This window comes from Novosphingobium sp. GW821-FHT09E05 (genome assembly GCF_059416165.1).
In genome coordinates, this window is sequence record NZ_JBWKOQ010000001.1 from 1,248,264 (window position 1) to 1,262,589 (window position 14,326).

The following is a 14,326-nucleotide window of genomic DNA, read 5'->3' on the forward strand; positions in this document are numbered from 1 at the left end:
GGGCATGACCATCGCGCTTTTCCTCACGGGACTTGCTCTCGTTCCTTCGTCCGCCCCTGTCACGCCTGTGCCGCAGGCCCCGGCCGCATCTGCCCGCACGGATACCCCCCGCGAGGCCGTGCCGTTGGGGGATCCGGGGCGCTGGTTCACGCCCAAGGACTATCCCTCGACCGCGGTGATGGACCAGGCCGAGGGTGCGGTCTCGTTCCAGCTGAAGGTCGATCCGAAGGGGCGCGTCAGCGAATGCATCGTCACGATCAGCAGCGGCGTGGCGGTACTCGACGATACGGCCTGCAACCTCATCACCCAGCGAGCGGTGTTCGATCCCGCCCGCGACCGGAAGGGCAAGCCGATATGGGGCACTTACGCCAGCCGTGTGGTCTGGAAGATGAACGATCCCAAGCCGTTGCCACAGCCCATGGAAACGCAAACCTCGTTCATCGTCGAAGCCGACGGCTCGGTGCGCGATTGCATCCTGAAGGTGCCGGGACTGGCGGGGGAAGAACTCGAGAAGGCCAGGCGCTCATGCGCCAACGGCCAGTTCGAACCCTATGTCGATGACAAGGGCGAGCCGGTCCGGCGCCGCTTCCGGGTGACCACGAAGATCGAGGTCCTCCCGGTCGAGTAGGGCTGTACGTCAGGCGTCGGCGAAGGCTGGCTGCTTGGCGGAAGGCCGCCTGCGTCCCGAACTGCGCCGCGCGGTGGCGATAGCCAGTGCCACGGATGCGACGATGGCCGCGCCAACGCCCGCGGCGCGTCCTTTTTCACCGCCCAGGAGGTCGGCCGCATTCAGGATAGGGAAGTGGATGGCATAGAGCGGGAACGAGATCGCGCCCAGCGCGGCGAGCGGGCGCTGGGCCGGCGCCGTGGGGACGGCGCTCGCAGCGGTCCAGAAGAGGGCGGGAAATACGGCCGTGATGACGAGCACGTCGCCCGCCCATACCGGCAGCGGGAGGAACGGCAGAGCGGTTACGGCCAGAAGCGGCGCCAGCAGCGCGATGCGCCAGTCGGCAAGCGGGGCGGGGCGCCTGCCGCTCCATACGCGGGCCAGGACTATGCCGAGGGTATAGGACCAGCCGGCGCGGAGCAGGCCGGCGGGGAGCTGGGCGAAGCCAGAGCCGAGATCTCCGCTGCCGGCCTTCGCCATCAGTGCCGCCATGCCGATCGCACATGCACCGGCGAACAGCGCCAGCCGAGCCATCGGCACACGGTGAAGCCAGCGCGCATGGAGGCCGTTCGCGACCAGTTCGATCATCAGCGACCATTGCGGCGGGTTGAGCGGGAACATCGTCGCCGCCGGCAGTGGGATCATCGCTCCCGAGACTGCCAGAGCCATGAAGCAGGTCAGGAGCGGGTAGTCTCGGCCGAGGGTGGCAACCAGGCCCAGCACGGCACCGGCGGTGACCATCGGCAGGAAGCGGCGCAGGCGCTGGCGCAGGAACGCCTTCGCCTCGAGCCCTTCGGCGAAGCGGTGTTCGAAGGCCCGCGCGAGCACGAAGCCGGACAGCAGGAAGAACAGGTCGACGAACAGGTAACCGCGCGAGAACACCGCGCCTGGCCCGCCGAGGTCGGCGTGGAACAGCACCACACCGAGCGCCGCGACGCCGCGCAGGCCGTCAAGCAGGACGAGGCGTCCGGATTCTCCACACCTGTCGGTTACCGCCGTGGTCATCGTGTCCGCTTAGAGCGAACAAGGTAAAGACCGGGTTAGCGCTGGGCGGGCGCAGGGATGCTCGCAGCAAACCTTTTCGGATTCCGCGCGGTTGGCGGTGGACACGCCGCAGATGGCTCCTTATCTGCTCACCGATGGCCCATCGCCTGCTCCTGACCCTGCTTGCCCTGCTGACGGGCCTTGCCGCGCAGATCGGCCCCGCCGACGCGCGCGTGTCGCAGGTTGCGAGCACGCAGCTGGTGGCGCCGCGCGAACTGGTCGCAGCCAAGGCGCCGCGGGCGCCCGTCGCTCTCGCGCGGTTGCCCGAACCGGGGCTGCGCAATACCCGCCTCCATGCCCTGCCGCGCATCGCCGCGCCGGTTCCGGTCGTGGTGGCGACGGTGCTCACAGGCATAGACCGCGCCCGCGAATAACGCCGGGCTGCGCGCAACTCTTCGCCTTCTCGCGAGCTTCTGACGCGCCCGGCCCATGGTCGGCGCGCGCGACCTTCGATCATACGCATCCACGAAAAACAGGGATTTCCCGCCATGCTCGGCGCACTCGTCAAGTCCATCTTCGGCTCGTCCAACGAGCGTTACGTCAAGTCGCTCGACAAGATCGTCGCGCAGATCAACGCCTTCGAGCCCGTGCTCGAAGCCATGAGCGATGAGGAACTGGCGGCCCAGACTCCCAAGTTCCGCGAGATGCTCGCCAATGGCTCCAGCCTCGATGACCTCCTGCCCGAAGCCTTCGCCACCGTGCGCGAGACTTCGCGCCGCGTGTTCGGCATGCGCCACTTCGACGTGCAGCTGATCGGCGGCATGGTGCTTCACCGCGGCGAGATCGCTGAGATGCGCACCGGCGAAGGCAAGACGCTGGTCGCCACCACCGCGACCTACCTCAATGCGCTCGAAGGCAAGGGCGTCCACGTCGTCACCGTGAACGACTACCTCGCCCGCCGCGACGCCGAGCAGATGGAGCGTCTCCACGGCTTCCTCGGCCTGACGGTCGGCGTGATCGTGCCCAATCTCAACGAGTACGAGCGCCGCGAGGCCTACGGCGCCGACATCACCTACGGCACCAACAACGAATTCGGCTTCGACTACCTGCGCGACAACATGAAGCACGAGCGCAGCCAGATGGTGCAGCGCCCCTTCAACTTCGCGATCGTCGACGAGGTCGACTCGATCCTGATCGACGAGGCCCGTACCCCGCTCATCATCTCCGGCCCAACGGACGACAAGTCCGAGCTGTACGTCCAGGTCGACGCGATCGTGAAGCAGTTGGTCCCCGAGGACTACGAGGCCGACGAGAAGACCAAGAACATCAGCCTCACCGAGGACGGCGTCGAGAAGGCCGAGCGCATGCTCGAGGCCGCCGGCCTGCTCGAAGGCTCGAACCTCTACGACGTCGAGAACACGCAGGTGGTCCACCACCTCGACCAAAGCCTCAAGGCCGTAGTCATGTTCAAGCGCGACACCGACTACATCCTCAAGGACGACAAGGTCGTCATCATCGACGAGTTCACCGGCCGCATGATGGACGGTCGCCGCTGGTCGAACGGCCTCCACCAGGCGGTCGAAGCCAAGGAAGGTGTCCGCATCGAGCCCGAGAACCAGACGCTGGCTTCGATCACCTTCCAGAACTACTTTCGCATGTACCCCAAGCTCTCGGGCATGACCGGCACCGCCGCGACCGAGGCGGGCGAGTTCTACGACATCTACAAGATGAACGTCGTCACCATCCCGACCAACGTGCCCGTGATGCGCGTCGACGAGGAGGACGAGTTCTACAAGAACACGCTCGACAAGTTCGCCGCCATCGCCAAGCTGATCCGCACCAAGTACGAAAGCGGCCAGCCGGTGCTCGTGGGCACCGTCTCGATCGAGAAGTCGGAACTGCTGTCGGACTTCCTCAACAAGGAGGGCGTCAAGCACTCGGTCCTGAACGCCCGCTTCCACGAAATGGAAGCGCACATCGTCGCGCAGGCGGGCAGCCTTGGCGCGGTGACGATCGCTACCAACATGGCCGGCCGCGGCACCGACATCCAGCTCGGCGGCAACGTCGAGTTCCGCGTCGAGGACGAACTGCGCGACGTGCCGGAAGGCCCTGAACGCGACGCCGCGATTCTCAAGATCAAGGCCGAGGTCGGCGAACAGAAGCGTCTGGTCCTCGCCGCCGGCGGCCTCTGCGTCATCGGCACCGAGCGCCACGAAAGCCGCCGCATCGACAACCAGCTGCGCGGCCGTTCGGGCCGTCAGGGCGATCCGGGCCTGTCGAAGTTCTACCTCTGCCTCGAGGACGACCTCCTGCGCATCTTCGGGCCCGACACGCTGTTCTCCAAGATGATGAACAACAACCTTGCCGACGGCGAGGCGATCGGTTCGAAGTGGCTGTCGAAGGCGATCGAGACGGCGCAGAAGAAGGTCGAGGCGCGCAACTACGAAGTGCGCAAGCAGGTCGTCGAATACGACGACGTGATGAACGACCAGCGCAAGGTCATCTACGAGCAGCGCGCCGACATCATGGACGCCGAGACCGTGGACGACGTCGTCCTCGACATGCGCAACGACACCGTCAACGCCATTGTCGCCGATGCCTGCCCGGCCGGCTCGTACCCCGAGCACTGGAAGGTCGAGGAACTGCGCGAGCGGACCAGGGACATCCTCGGTCTCGACATTCCGCTCGATGCATGGATCGAGGAGGACGGCATCGAGCCGCAGGACATCGAGGAACGCATCGCGTCGCTCGCCGAAACGCAGATGACCGAAAAGATGTCGCACGACGACCCGGCCATCTGGCGCCAGGTCGAGAAGTCGATCCTGCTCGATCGCCTCGACCACTACTGGAAGGAGCACCTCGCCACGCTCGACGCGCTGCGTCAGGTCGTGTTCCTGCGTGCCTACGCCCAGAAGCAGCCGATCAACGAATACAAGCAGGAAGCCTTCAGCCTGTTCGAGCGCATGCTGGAAACCATCCGCGAGGACGTGACCCGCATCATCTCGGTCAGCGAACTGCGCATGCCCGAGCCGGCACAGCTCCCGGAACTGCCCGACTTCCTGACCGGTCACATCGATCCCTTCACCGGGCTCGACAATTCGGACGACGGCGACGGTTCCTCGCTCAATCCCGAACTGTTCGGCACGTTCGCGGGCAGTCCGCAGCGGGTGACGCAGGGGATTTCGGGCCCCACCGCCGCGGGTGATGCCGGGGGCGACCCTTATGCGGGCCTGCAGATCAGCCGCAATGCGCCGTGCCCCTGCGGCTCGGGCAACAAGTACAAGCATTGTCACGGCGCGCTGGTCTGATCCTCGCGCGATCGGCCAAAGGAACGCCGCCCGCCCATCGCGGGCGGCGTTTTCGTTTCTGCACGGGCTTGCGGCGAAACCCGATCGCGTCCGTCTTCGTTGCTTCCGAAAGCGGGCGGTAACGAGGAAGGAGAGAGCTCATGCCACGCGGCGACAAGAGCAGCTACACCGACAAGCAGAAGCGCAAGGCCAAGCATATCGAGGCCGGCTACGAAGACCGGGGCGTCCCCACGAAAGAAGCCGAATCGCGCGCCTGGGCCACGGTCAACAAGGAGTCCGGCGGCGGGAACAAGTCTGGCTCGGGGCGGGGCAGGAAGGACACCCACGTTTCTTCCTCGCGCGGAGGAAAGGCGCATAGGTCCGGTTCGCCCGAACAGCGATCGGCCGCAGCCCGCAAGGGTTGGGAGACGCGGCGCAGAAAGCAGGCGTACGGTTGACGGGCGACCAGGTGCGTCGTCAGGCAGCGACCCGCGCTCGGCCATGGGCCTTGGCTTCATAAAGCGAAGCATCCGCGCGGCGGATGGCGTGGGTGAGGGACACTTCGCCCACGAGCACTTCGCCTATCCCCATGCTGACGCTCCAGCGGGGACCCGCTTGCCCCAGGGCATGAAGCCGATCGAGCAGGTCCGCCGCGAACGCCCGGGCGTCGCGCCCAGGGGGCAGAAGGACGACGAACTCGTCGCCGCCAAGCCGGGCGGTCTGTCCCCCCTCTGTCGATGCAAGCAGGCCAGCCTCGCGACCGACCGCCACAAGCACGTCGTCTCCGGCGGCATGACCGAAGCGATCGTTGATCGTCTTGAAATGGTCGATATCGATGGCGATTGCAGCGGCGCCGGCCACGGCAAAGCCGCCGCCGATATGATCGAGCCCGGCGCGGTTCCACGTTCCGGTCAACGGATCGCGCAGTGCCGCATCCCGAAGCTGGCGCTGCACGTGCTCCACCGGGATCGACAGCAGGCCCAGGTTGAGGGCGCCAAGCAGCAGCTGGTCGGAAAGCATCGCCAGCAGCGCCACCCACTCGGCCCCCGGAAGCGCAAGAAGTGTGACTATGATCGACAGGATATAGGCAGGCAGATAGCCGAGCATCGCAAGCCCCGCCATGCGCCGCCCGGTGGACCGCGCTGCGGCCCTCCCGAAGCCCAGCGCCAGCCCGCAAAGGCCCATCGACGCCGACAGTCCCAGCGCGTCGCCGAGCGTCTGGAGGGTCTCATCCGGCGCGGTCCACCCGAGGCCGGCGAGGCCGAGAGGCAGCGCATGACCGACGGCGGGCCCAATGACGGCCACAGCCATCCAGCGCGCGAGAGGGCGTCCGCCGTCCAGCATGTTGGCACCCGCTACCGGTAGGACGTTGGTCAGCCCCAACAGGGCATAAAGAGCGGTGATCGTGACCGGCGATCCGGGCGGCGTCATCCAGAATGCGAGGATGGCACCGCCGTAGAGCAGCGAGGAGAGCCCCCACATCGCGAAGTGCCTGTCGGCCCGGTTGCGTAGCCAGAGGGTCGTGAAGACAATCCCGAAAGCGGACGATGCGAGAATGCTGCAAAGGCGGAGTGTATCGACGTCAGGAAATTGCATCACGGCCCCTCGGTGGCCATGGCATCCTGGCATCGAAGCGTTAAGATTCTCGCCAAAACCGCAGGCTGCAACTTCGCCATATGGGGAAAGGCCACGTTGGTCGGGGAGACAGGATTCGAACCTGCGACATCTTGCTCCCAAAGCAAGCGCGCTACCGGGCTGCGCCACTCCCCGACGCACGAGAGCCCTTAGGTTTCCTGCCTTTTACGCGCAAGGATAATCTTTCGACTGCGGCAGCGTCTGGCAGAACGCGGCAAGAACGCTGCACACGAGTCCCGAATTATCCCCGAACGAGATTCACGGCTTGTTCTCCCGGCGCTCCAGCTCGCGCTCAACGGCATCACGGATGAACCCCACCTGGTTCTCCTCGTCGGCCAGCACCTTCTGGATGCGCGCAAGGGTGCCCTCCGCAAAAGCGGCCTCTCGCTTCTCGGGATATCGCATCTTCCTGCCCACGCGGGGGTGGCTAACGCATATGCCTTTTTCTGCCAAGGCGGGATTATTCAGCATATGCCTTATTGACCTCATATCGCATATGCTTTATTTAGAGCATATGTCTTATGGAGGCAAGCATGTTTGACGCCACTAATGCCGAGTTTGCTCGGCGCGAGCATAATTACGAAATGGGTGCCGAGAGCAAAAGCGACCGCGCATGGTCGAAGTTCTACCGCCAGGCGGAAGCCGCAATCATCGCCAAAGGCTGGGATGGGAAGTTCGACAACGGCAAGTCACGCGGCCTTGATGGCAATGAGTACACCGATGAAGGCGAACCGAGCGACGGCTACAGCATCGACGGTGCTTACGAGGCATGGGAGGCCCGCTGGACCGTCGAGCGCTATATCGCACTGGTCGCAGTGAAGCGCGCGGAGTTGGGGCTGTGAGGATCACTCGCCTCAAGAAGGGCTATCGGATCGGCGTCACCGACGCTGAGTTCGAAGTTCTGAACTCCCTCATCGTCGATGGCTTCATGATGCACGAGGGAAACGATGTGGATGTGTCTGATCAATGGCCCCCGGCTCAGAAGGCCGCATTAACACGGATGCTCAGGAAGTCCGAGCAGGACATGCAGATTTTGCGCTGCATTGATGATGACCGACGCCTCCGCCTCATAGCCGATGAGGGCGCGAGCCATGGGTAAGCCCCGCATCCTCGACCTGTTCTGCTGCGACGGCGGCGCGGGCATGGGCTACCATCAAGCCGGCTTTGATGTGGTCGGCGTCGATATAGCGCCGCACCCGAAATATCCGTTCGAGTTCATCCAGGCCGACTGCCTCACGCTCGATCGAGATTTCGTCGCCAGCTTCGATGCCGTTCATGCGAGCCCGCCGTGTCAGGCGCATTCGACAATCAGTAACGTCAGCGGCAACCAGCATAACCATGTCGATCTGATCCCACAGACACGCGAACTCCTGCTCGCGATCGATCGCCCGTTCGTGATGGAAAACGTCATGGGCGCCCCGTTGCTGGATGCCTTCGTGCTCTGCGGTACGATGTTCGGCCTCGGCACCTCGGACGGCGCCGTGCTTCGCCGGCATCGCCAGTTCGAAACCAACTGGTGGCCCGGCCTGATCCCGCAGTGTGACCACGGCAACGCGCCGACGATCACGATAACCGGCAATACTCCACAACAGAATGTCGTCAGGAACCAGGTGCGCCGGACATTCTCCGCGGACGACGCACGCCGCGCAATGGGCATCGATTGGATGACCATGCCTGGCCTCTCGCAAGCCATCCCGCCCGCCTACACGCGCTGGATCGGGACGCAGCTTCTCGCCCACCTGTCCGCACAAAAGGACTTAGCAGCATGACCCCCACCGACATAGCAGCGCTAGCGTCGAGGCTGACGAGGGCGCAGCGGGAGGCAATTTCGACGACCTACCCGAGCGTGACGAGATCGTACAGCGAGGTCGACGGCAGGGTCAGGATGAATCTTTTCGTCGCTGGTTTGCTTGAATTCGCTTCTGGCGTGCTGGGCTTGGCGCGCTTTCGCCTCACCCCGCTGGGCGAACAGGTCCACCACCTCCTCGCATCACAGGACCAAGCATCATGACGAAAGCTGAATTGCTCGAGCTGGCGGAGCGTTGCGAAACAGAGCAGCCGACCAACGTTTTGAATCGTGCAGTAGCTCGGGCAATTGGCTGGGGCTATCAGACACCTTCCGAGGCGCGCCGCAAAAACCCAGCTTGGTTCCATCCAGACGACTGCCGTGATGGGCAGCCTCTCCTTGACAGCTTGCACGGCACTGATGTTTGGCGAGAGCCCTCTCAGTATGTGTTCTCTCTAGACGCTGCGGTAACACTGGTGCCAAGCGGGAAGTGGTTTCACATTGGATCCGGTGATGATCTAGGGCCGGCGTGGGCTTGGGTTGGAAACGATCACAATGTGCGCGGTATCCCCGCCGCCACCCCCGCCCTAGCCCTCTGCGCCGCCTCTCTCCGCGCCCTTGCCGCATCGCAGGAGGGCGGGGCGTGAGCGGGGTAATGCCAGACATGGAGGGCTTTCAGGAGCGTATCCGTTCGACCCGTCAGGCCCGCAACATGAGCCTTGAGGAGCTTGGCGCAGCGTCGGGTTTCACGAAAAGCCATGTGTGGGAACTGGAGCGCGGGAAGTCACGCAATCCGACCGTTCGTGCTGTGTGGGGGCTTTCGGCAGCGCTCGGGGTGACCCCAGCGTGGCTCCTCGGCTTGGATATCGATCAGTCGCCGATAGACCCTCTGGCGCTTGAAATTGCCGCCCTGATCGAACGCCGGACTTCAGAAAGGGGCCACCCATGACCCCCACCAACAAGGACCACGCCGGTATGAGCATTGATGTCGAAAGGCTGCGTGCGCTGGATGAGGCGGCAACGGCGGGGCCGTGGGCTTACCGGCCCGAATTGCATGACGATTGGGGTGTCGTGCGCGCTGGCAGGTTCTGGATTTGTCAGGCGAAAGACCCGCGCGTCATTTCCGATGAGCAGCTTGCGGCGCACCGAGCAGCCAGGACCGACCCGTGGCAGGGCAATGCTGAACTGATCCCGTTCCTCCGCAACGCCGTGCCCGCCATCCTCGCAATGGCCGAGGAGAATGCGCGGCTGCGGGAGGCGTTGGAATTTTACGGGGACGAGAGCGGTTGGAATGAGCAGCCCGTGCAAATCGTCGAACATGAGCTACTTGGCCGGGCATTCCAAAACCAAGCGTCCAAGATCAGGACTGACCGCGGCAGGATAGCCCGCGACGCCCTCAAGGAGCCAACCAATGAAAGTCGGTGATCGCGTCACGATCAAGGATACGGGGAACTGGAGCCAACCATACCAAGGGTGGGCCCAACGCAAGCGACCGGGCACCATTGAGGCAGCGTTTACGCCCATGGGCGCAAGCCGGGAAATTTATCGCGTCCGCTTCGATCGTTCTCGCGCCGCCACAAGGCCACAATGCTTCGATGCGTCCGATCTAGTTATATTGGAGCCAACCAATGTCGATCAATGAAAGCAAGGTGCGGGAGGCGTGCTCAGCGTGCGGCGCTGAATACGATGACTACATGGGTGCAACCATGCACGCCAACAATTGCCCTGCCCTCACCCCTCCCGCGCAGGCAGAGGCTTCCACGTTGCCGGGGGAGGTGGAGCGGGTTCGAGCGATCCTTGACGATCACTACGAGTTCCGCCTCGCTTCTCGGGGTCGCCCGGAGCTTCATGAACATGCCGCACGAAAAGTGGTCGCCGCCACCCCGCCCATAACGCCCGCCGTGGAAAGCGGGGAGGACTATCTTAAATATCTGTTGGCGTGTGTCGAAACCCATGCCGAGAAATTCCCCGTTCCATCCCATATGCGCAGTCTGTGCCGACGAATCCGCGCCGCCATCAACGGAGAGACGCCATGACCAACCCGACAGACCCGGCGGCGGTGGAGGCGGCGCAATTCGCCAACGCCCTTTACACCAACGAAGGCATCGAAGCGGCCGCGCAATCGGTCCAATCCTACGGCGACCAACGCGCTGCTGACGAGCGGGAGAGGGTGGTCCAGTGGCTGCGGGACGAAACTGGATCCTTGCCAGAGTGGGCGCGCGTATCCCGCCAATCGCTGCTTGGCGCCGCTGACAACATAGAGAGCGGCGACCACATGAAAGGAGCCGGCGAGTGAGCGATCTTGTGGATAGGCTGCGGGCACATTTCGGGGATTGCCCAGAACGCCCCGGCGAGAAATCGTCCACTCGACCGCTGATGATCGAAGCAGCCGACCGCATCGAGGAGCTGGAGGAGCGCGTGAAGGGGCTCAAAGCGGTAATCCATGCTCGCGGGGTGTTGGCGCGGTTGTATGAGGGAGAGGGTTGATGGGCCAGTTCACGTCCCTTCCACCCGAGGAAGTAGAGCGCCGCCGCCTTCTATCGATCGATGTTCTCAACGAGCGAGACAGGGATGCTTGGCAGCGACGGTATCAGAAGCGCTGCGATACGTTCTTCTGGAAGAACGGACCCTGCTGCGCCGGTTGCGATCATTGGGCCAGCGAGGCGGGAGACATAGGGGAATGCACCTCTGCACCTCCAGTGTCAGGGACGCAGGTTCTCAAGAGCCTGGGCATAGACTGGAGCACATACACGCCGCCGCCGGGACAGCCGTTCACAACGCGGGATCATAGATGCGGGGCGTTTCAGGACACATTCGATTGGACCACGCTCGATAGCAATTATCTGCAGGCCATAGGGTTTCGCCCCTAAGCCTTGCCTCCCTCCGCGTGATGTGCGATTCTGCGGGGGCTCCCGGCACTGCCGGTTGTTAGCCACTCAGGGCCGGTGGTGCGCGGTGAGGCCCGAATGTTCCAGGGTAGTACAGCGGTGACTACGCGGAGTTGATGAAGCGGATAGGTAGGCGCCCTTGACCTTCCGTGGAAGCAGCAGACGAGACGCTGGTTCGAATCCAGCCCCTGGAGCCATCACTCCTCAGCCAACCCCTTAGCCACCAGCCCCTGCCCCCAATCAAACGCGGAACGGGCGTAGGCGTAATTCTGGTCGCACACCTTCAGGGCGTCTTCGGACACCTCCACTCCGGGCACGGCGGCGGGCTCTTGAGGAACCCCGGCAGCACCACCTTCACCGGCGCGGGCGGGATCTGCGGCACAGGCTTTGGGCTGCACCCGATGGTCAGCGATATAGCGCTCAAGGCCAGCGTTATCCGCCAGCAGCGCGTCGTGGGTCGTGTCAGCTTCATTTGCCGTCTCCTGTGCGTCTTTGCGGGCCTTGTCCTCGGCAGCCTTTGCCAGCGCCACCTTGCGGTCCCATTCGGCGCGATCGGCTTTCCTGCCCGCCTGTTCGGTGGTCAGCTGCTCGCTGAGCCCGTTCGCTCGGAAGTAGAGGCCCACCGAAACGATCATGAGCGCCAGGCAGAACATCTGCCATGGGTAGCGCTGAAACAGCCCCAGTAGACCGGATAGGGCGGATTTGGCGGCGGCTAGGATGGCTAGAGGCCAGAACATACCCTATCCCTCGTAGAACGCATGGGTGAGGTCGTTCCCACAGCCCATGCACTTGACGTATAAGTGACCAGCCCGCTTGTAGGCAGTCAAGGCCTCGCCGCCGCACGGGACACAGGACAGTAAGGCGTCACCATCCATCGCTCCGAAAGGATGCTTCGGCGTGCCCTTGGGAAGCCCGCAGGAAGGGCAATCGACCCATCGCGTGCCAGATGGCGCAACGCTTTCCCATTCGTGCTGACAGCCGACGCAATGGACCGTGCCTTGCCAGTGGGGTTGACGCTCTTCCTTGGCTGCTGCGAATGAAATCACCGTCATAGCTTCGTCTCCGCCTGGTCTACCGGGATGGGATCGCTGTTGACGACCTCTACCGGCTGCGGGGTGGACGCCGCAGCAGGAGCAGCCTGAGGGCTGTTAGCGAGGCTCACCCCCATTTTGTCGATCGAGCGCTGCGACTGGCGATCCTTGATCGCGCCGATGATGGCCATGAGCACGGCAGTCCATGCGGATGCCTCGGCGGCCTTGTCGTTCCAGATCGCAGCGCCGCACAGGAGGATGACGCCGAGCGCGATAATGCCGAGGATGATGGTGTCCCCGCTGTTGTGGTTGGGTTCGGTCATGAACCGTACAACTTGGCTTCGTCGGCTCGGCGATCAGTTAGGCCCTTCATGACCCTGCCCGCCGCCTTGTTCCACACCGCGAACTGCGCCTGCGCCCCGATGTAATCCTTGGCCTTGTGCTTCTTGAGCAGCGTTGACCCGCCGAAGTTGCCGAGCCCGACATTGTAGGCGAGCGACACCATCGCATCGAACTGGTTTTGCGTGGTCGGTGCGCCTTCAAGCGCGCGGGTGACCCCTGCAACGAACTGGTCGATATGCTGCAGGAATCGCTCCTGCGCCTTCTGCTTGGCCCACACGGTGCCGCGCGTTACGTCCGGTCCTGTCGTGCCCCAACCGATGGTCCAGGGCGCGCCGCCGGTGGCAGGATCGGGGTAGGACTGCACCCGACCGTCGCCGAGGTCCTTCGCATAGCCTTCCCAGCGCTTGATGAGCTCCTCACCCTTCGCACCGAGCATGGCGGCGTCTTCGCGAGGCACCCCAGCCTGATCCAGCGCGTAGTGAATCGCGGCGACCTGTTCAGCCGTGAAGCCAGCGCCCTTTGCGGTCCGGGCGGCGTCGAAGATGCTTTTCCTCGGGTCCATCATCCATATCTCCAAGCGAACCAAATAGGAATCCAAAGCGCGTACAGGCACAGCGCCAGTTGCAGCTTGCCGACCACCTTGATGACGATCGTCTTGGCCAGCAGCCACCCGAGCCATGTCGTCCAGAGCATCACGACGATCGCGTTGAGCTGCGGGTTATTGCCGGCCGCCAGTGTCGCGAGGAACGCCGGGATCGAACTGAAACCGTGGATGTAGAGCGCCGTCGAGAGTTGCAGCGGGCTCGACGAGAACCAGCGGTCGCCGGACTGGATCTGCCCGCGCATGACCGACCGCGCGCCGAGGCACATGATGAACGAGGCGATGGTGAGCCACCCGATGAGCAGGGACGAGATATTGGTCATCGGCGGGCGTCCTGCGCAAATTGGCGGAACGCTTCCTGCGCGCCCTCTACCTTGGCCATACGTTGTTCGAGGTCGCGCACACGGGGGCGAAGACCGAACCCGAGGATGCGGAGCAAGGTGGCCCAGCAGCGCATTATCCATAGACCTTGGATCGCAGCATGCGGATTTCCTCGTCGCGCGCGAGATCGATGGTTTCCTGCTTCTGCTCCATCTTCTCGATGCGGGCCGTCAGGGGCTTCACAAGGATCGTGTAGCAGGACAGCCATCCCGCCCCGAAAATGGTCGCGAAAATCGGGATGGTGAGCGCCCCAAGATCTACCTCTGGCAACGTCATACCCCCCCATTCACCGTCTCCCGCCGTCTGAGCGGTCCATGGCTGACCTGCCCCCACATGCGTTGCGCCTGCACCCAAGGCCCCGCGACCACGAACTGCCCCAGCGCGATCCAGTACATCGCCGTCCACTGCTCCCGCGTCTCAGGCATCACGTAGAGCCACCAGACCACTGGATACGGCGCGACGATCAGCCAGTCCGACCAGTGCGAGCGCCACAGCAGCACGACCGCGATCACTGCGCAGTCGCCCACGATGTAGACCGGCAGCGGCAGGCGATCCCCGGTCCATTGATACAGCGCCTCGGCAACCGCCCACTGGATCAGAAGGGCGAGCGCGACAGGACGCCACAGGCTCCCCGGCGCAAGCCAGAGAGCCACGACGCTGAACAGGAGCCAGCCCCACCAGGTCATTTGCGGGCAGGCGGCGGGCCGTCACCGCTTCCCGTGCC

Annotated in this window: 21 protein-coding genes and 1 tRNA gene; 12 read left to right on the forward strand and 10 right to left on the reverse strand. The window is 64.0% G+C overall.

The window, feature by feature from the left end; translation table 11 throughout:
- Nucleotides 1–4: 4 nt before the first annotated feature.
- Nucleotides 5–628 carry a TonB family protein gene (locus tag AC07M9_RS05660; protein WP_494882044.1) on the forward strand — a complete coding sequence of 208 codons (624 nt, stop codon included), beginning with the start codon at nt 5–7 and terminating at the stop codon, nt 626–628.
- A gap of 9 nt (nt 629–637) precedes the next feature.
- Here the strand turns inward: AC07M9_RS05660 and AC07M9_RS05665 are convergent, their stop codons facing one another.
- The gene (locus AC07M9_RS05665) at nt 638–1,672 is read right to left on the reverse strand and encodes an acyltransferase family protein (RefSeq protein WP_494882045.1); all 1,035 of its coding nucleotides are present in this window, start codon (nt 1,670–1,672) and stop codon (nt 638–640) included.
- A 134-nt stretch (nt 1,673–1,806) separates the two neighbouring features.
- Here AC07M9_RS05665 and AC07M9_RS05670 point away from each other — a divergent pair, with 134 nt between their 5' ends.
- The 3 genes from AC07M9_RS05670 to AC07M9_RS05680 all read left to right on the forward strand — a co-directional run bounded on the left by AC07M9_RS05670 (nt 1,807) and on the right by AC07M9_RS05680 (nt 5,396).
- Entirely contained in the window at nt 1,807–2,085 is a 279-nt protein-coding gene (locus AC07M9_RS05670) for a hypothetical protein (RefSeq protein WP_494882046.1), read from the forward strand.
- Nucleotides 2,086–2,199: 114 nt separating this feature from the next.
- Nucleotides 2,200–4,959 (forward strand): preprotein translocase subunit SecA, encoded by a 2,760-nt coding sequence (secA, locus tag AC07M9_RS05675; RefSeq protein WP_494882048.1) that lies wholly within the window; start codon nt 2,200–2,202, stop codon nt 4,957–4,959.
- Between the two features lie 140 nt (nt 4,960–5,099).
- Nucleotides 5,100–5,396, forward strand: coding sequence for a plasmid stabilization protein (locus tag AC07M9_RS05680; protein WP_494882049.1), 297 nt, complete (start codon nt 5,100–5,102; stop codon nt 5,394–5,396).
- Between the two features lie 19 nt (nt 5,397–5,415).
- Here the strand turns inward: AC07M9_RS05680 and AC07M9_RS05685 are convergent, their stop codons facing one another.
- The 3 genes from AC07M9_RS05685 to AC07M9_RS05695 all read right to left on the reverse strand — a co-directional run bounded on the left by AC07M9_RS05685 (nt 5,416) and on the right by AC07M9_RS05695 (nt 6,978).
- Nucleotides 5,416–6,534, reverse strand: coding sequence for a GGDEF domain-containing protein (locus tag AC07M9_RS05685; protein WP_494882050.1), 1,119 nt, complete (start codon nt 6,532–6,534; stop codon nt 5,416–5,418).
- 97 nt (nt 6,535–6,631) lie between these two features.
- Nucleotides 6,632–6,708 (reverse strand) — tRNA-Pro (locus tag AC07M9_RS05690).
- 123 nt (nt 6,709–6,831) lie between these two features.
- The gene (locus AC07M9_RS05695) at nt 6,832–6,978 is read right to left on the reverse strand and encodes a hypothetical protein (protein WP_494882052.1); all 147 of its coding nucleotides are present in this window, start codon (nt 6,976–6,978) and stop codon (nt 6,832–6,834) included.
- Between the two features lie 128 nt (nt 6,979–7,106).
- On the opposite strand from AC07M9_RS05695, the gene AC07M9_RS05700 reads away from it, so the two are divergent.
- From AC07M9_RS05700 to AC07M9_RS05735, 8 genes are all read left to right on the forward strand, one after another.
- Nucleotides 7,107–7,415 (forward strand): hypothetical protein, encoded by a 309-nt coding sequence (locus AC07M9_RS05700; RefSeq protein WP_494882054.1) that lies wholly within the window; start codon nt 7,107–7,109, stop codon nt 7,413–7,415.
- On the forward strand, nt 7,412–7,672 hold the full coding sequence (locus AC07M9_RS05705) for a hypothetical protein (protein WP_494882056.1): 261 nt from the start codon (nt 7,412–7,414) through the stop codon (nt 7,670–7,672). Before AC07M9_RS05700 ends, AC07M9_RS05705 begins: the two co-directional genes overlap by 4 nt.
- Nucleotides 7,665–8,342 carry a DNA cytosine methyltransferase gene (locus tag AC07M9_RS05710; protein WP_494882057.1) on the forward strand — a complete coding sequence of 226 codons (678 nt, stop codon included), beginning with the start codon at nt 7,665–7,667 and terminating at the stop codon, nt 8,340–8,342. The genes AC07M9_RS05705 and AC07M9_RS05710 overlap by 8 nt, the downstream gene beginning before the upstream one ends.
- Before the next feature lie 660 nt (nt 8,343–9,002).
- Nucleotides 9,003–9,308: a helix-turn-helix domain-containing protein gene (locus AC07M9_RS05715; protein ID WP_494882059.1), complete on the forward strand. Its 306-nt coding sequence runs from the start codon at nt 9,003–9,005 to the stop codon at nt 9,306–9,308.
- Nucleotides 9,305–9,784, forward strand: a complete 480-nt coding sequence (locus AC07M9_RS05720) for a hypothetical protein (protein WP_494882060.1) — start codon at nt 9,305–9,307, stop codon at nt 9,782–9,784. The genes AC07M9_RS05715 and AC07M9_RS05720 overlap by 4 nt, the downstream gene beginning before the upstream one ends.
- 203 nt (nt 9,785–9,987) lie before the next feature.
- The gene (locus tag AC07M9_RS05725; protein WP_494882061.1) at nt 9,988–10,395 is read left to right on the forward strand and encodes a hypothetical protein; all 408 of its coding nucleotides are present in this window, start codon (nt 9,988–9,990) and stop codon (nt 10,393–10,395) included.
- Nucleotides 10,392–10,655, forward strand: coding sequence for a hypothetical protein (locus AC07M9_RS05730; RefSeq protein WP_494882063.1), 264 nt, complete (start codon nt 10,392–10,394; stop codon nt 10,653–10,655). The genes AC07M9_RS05725 and AC07M9_RS05730 overlap by 4 nt, the downstream gene beginning before the upstream one ends.
- Complete coding sequence (locus AC07M9_RS05735) at nt 10,652–10,846, forward strand: hypothetical protein (protein WP_494882065.1); 195 nt, start codon at nt 10,652–10,654, stop codon at nt 10,844–10,846. The genes AC07M9_RS05730 and AC07M9_RS05735 overlap by 4 nt, the downstream gene beginning before the upstream one ends.
- Before the next feature lie 598 nt (nt 10,847–11,444).
- Here AC07M9_RS05735 and AC07M9_RS05740 read toward each other — a convergent pair.
- From AC07M9_RS05740 to AC07M9_RS05765, 6 genes are all read right to left on the reverse strand, one after another.
- Nucleotides 11,445–11,984 carry a hypothetical protein gene (locus tag AC07M9_RS05740; protein ID WP_494882067.1) on the reverse strand — a complete coding sequence of 180 codons (540 nt, stop codon included), beginning with the start codon at nt 11,982–11,984 and terminating at the stop codon, nt 11,445–11,447.
- 311 nt (nt 11,985–12,295) lie between these two features.
- Nucleotides 12,296–12,601, reverse strand: a complete 306-nt coding sequence (locus AC07M9_RS05745; RefSeq protein WP_494882069.1) for a hypothetical protein — start codon at nt 12,599–12,601, stop codon at nt 12,296–12,298.
- On the reverse strand, nt 12,598–13,185 hold the full coding sequence (locus AC07M9_RS05750) for a lysozyme (RefSeq protein WP_494882070.1): 588 nt from the start codon (nt 13,183–13,185) through the stop codon (nt 12,598–12,600). The genes AC07M9_RS05745 and AC07M9_RS05750 overlap by 4 nt, the downstream gene beginning before the upstream one ends.
- Entirely contained in the window at nt 13,182–13,544 is a 363-nt protein-coding gene (locus tag AC07M9_RS05755; protein ID WP_494882072.1) for a hypothetical protein, read from the reverse strand. Before AC07M9_RS05755 ends, AC07M9_RS05750 begins: the two co-directional genes overlap by 4 nt.
- A gap of 133 nt (nt 13,545–13,677) precedes the next feature.
- Nucleotides 13,678–13,872, reverse strand: coding sequence for a hypothetical protein (locus tag AC07M9_RS05760; protein WP_494882074.1), 195 nt, complete (start codon nt 13,870–13,872; stop codon nt 13,678–13,680).
- 2 nt (nt 13,873–13,874) lie between these two features.
- On the reverse strand, nt 13,875–14,288 hold the full coding sequence (locus AC07M9_RS05765) for a hypothetical protein (RefSeq protein ID WP_494882075.1): 414 nt from the start codon (nt 14,286–14,288) through the stop codon (nt 13,875–13,877).
- Nucleotides 14,289–14,326: the final 38 nt, after the last annotated feature.

Bases quoted from the DNA above. Each gene is read 5' to 3' on its own strand.
- AC07M9_RS05660 (WP_494882044.1), top strand. From the start codon at position 5: ATGACCATCGCGCTTTTCCTCACGGGACTTGCTCTCGTTCCTTCGTCC.
- AC07M9_RS05665 (WP_494882045.1), bottom strand. From the start codon at position 1,672: ATGACCACGGCGGTAACCGACAGGTGTGGAGAATCCGGACGCCTCGTC.
- AC07M9_RS05670 (WP_494882046.1), top strand. From the start codon at position 1,807: ATGGCCCATCGCCTGCTCCTGACCCTGCTTGCCCTGCTGACGGGCCTT.
- secA (WP_494882048.1), top strand. From the start codon at position 2,200: ATGCTCGGCGCACTCGTCAAGTCCATCTTCGGCTCGTCCAACGAGCGT.
- AC07M9_RS05680 (WP_494882049.1), top strand. From the start codon at position 5,100: ATGCCACGCGGCGACAAGAGCAGCTACACCGACAAGCAGAAGCGCAAG.
- AC07M9_RS05685 (WP_494882050.1), bottom strand. From the start codon at position 6,534: ATGCAATTTCCTGACGTCGATACACTCCGCCTTTGCAGCATTCTCGCA.
- AC07M9_RS05695 (WP_494882052.1), bottom strand. From the start codon at position 6,978: ATGCGATATCCCGAGAAGCGAGAGGCCGCTTTTGCGGAGGGCACCCTT.
- AC07M9_RS05700 (WP_494882054.1), top strand. From the start codon at position 7,107: ATGTTTGACGCCACTAATGCCGAGTTTGCTCGGCGCGAGCATAATTAC.
- AC07M9_RS05710 (WP_494882057.1), top strand. From the start codon at position 7,665: ATGGGTAAGCCCCGCATCCTCGACCTGTTCTGCTGCGACGGCGGCGCG.
- AC07M9_RS05720 (WP_494882060.1), top strand. From the start codon at position 9,305: ATGACCCCCACCAACAAGGACCACGCCGGTATGAGCATTGATGTCGAA.
- AC07M9_RS05725 (WP_494882061.1), top strand. From the start codon at position 9,988: ATGTCGATCAATGAAAGCAAGGTGCGGGAGGCGTGCTCAGCGTGCGGC.
- AC07M9_RS05730 (WP_494882063.1), top strand. From the start codon at position 10,392: ATGACCAACCCGACAGACCCGGCGGCGGTGGAGGCGGCGCAATTCGCC.
- AC07M9_RS05740 (WP_494882067.1), bottom strand. From the start codon at position 11,984: ATGTTCTGGCCTCTAGCCATCCTAGCCGCCGCCAAATCCGCCCTATCC.
- AC07M9_RS05745 (WP_494882069.1), bottom strand. From the start codon at position 12,601: ATGACCGAACCCAACCACAACAGCGGGGACACCATCATCCTCGGCATT.
- AC07M9_RS05750 (WP_494882070.1), bottom strand. From the start codon at position 13,185: ATGATGGACCCGAGGAAAAGCATCTTCGACGCCGCCCGGACCGCAAAG.
- AC07M9_RS05755 (WP_494882072.1), bottom strand. From the start codon at position 13,544: ATGACCAATATCTCGTCCCTGCTCATCGGGTGGCTCACCATCGCCTCG.
- AC07M9_RS05765 (WP_494882075.1), bottom strand. From the start codon at position 14,288: ATGACCTGGTGGGGCTGGCTCCTGTTCAGCGTCGTGGCTCTCTGGCTT.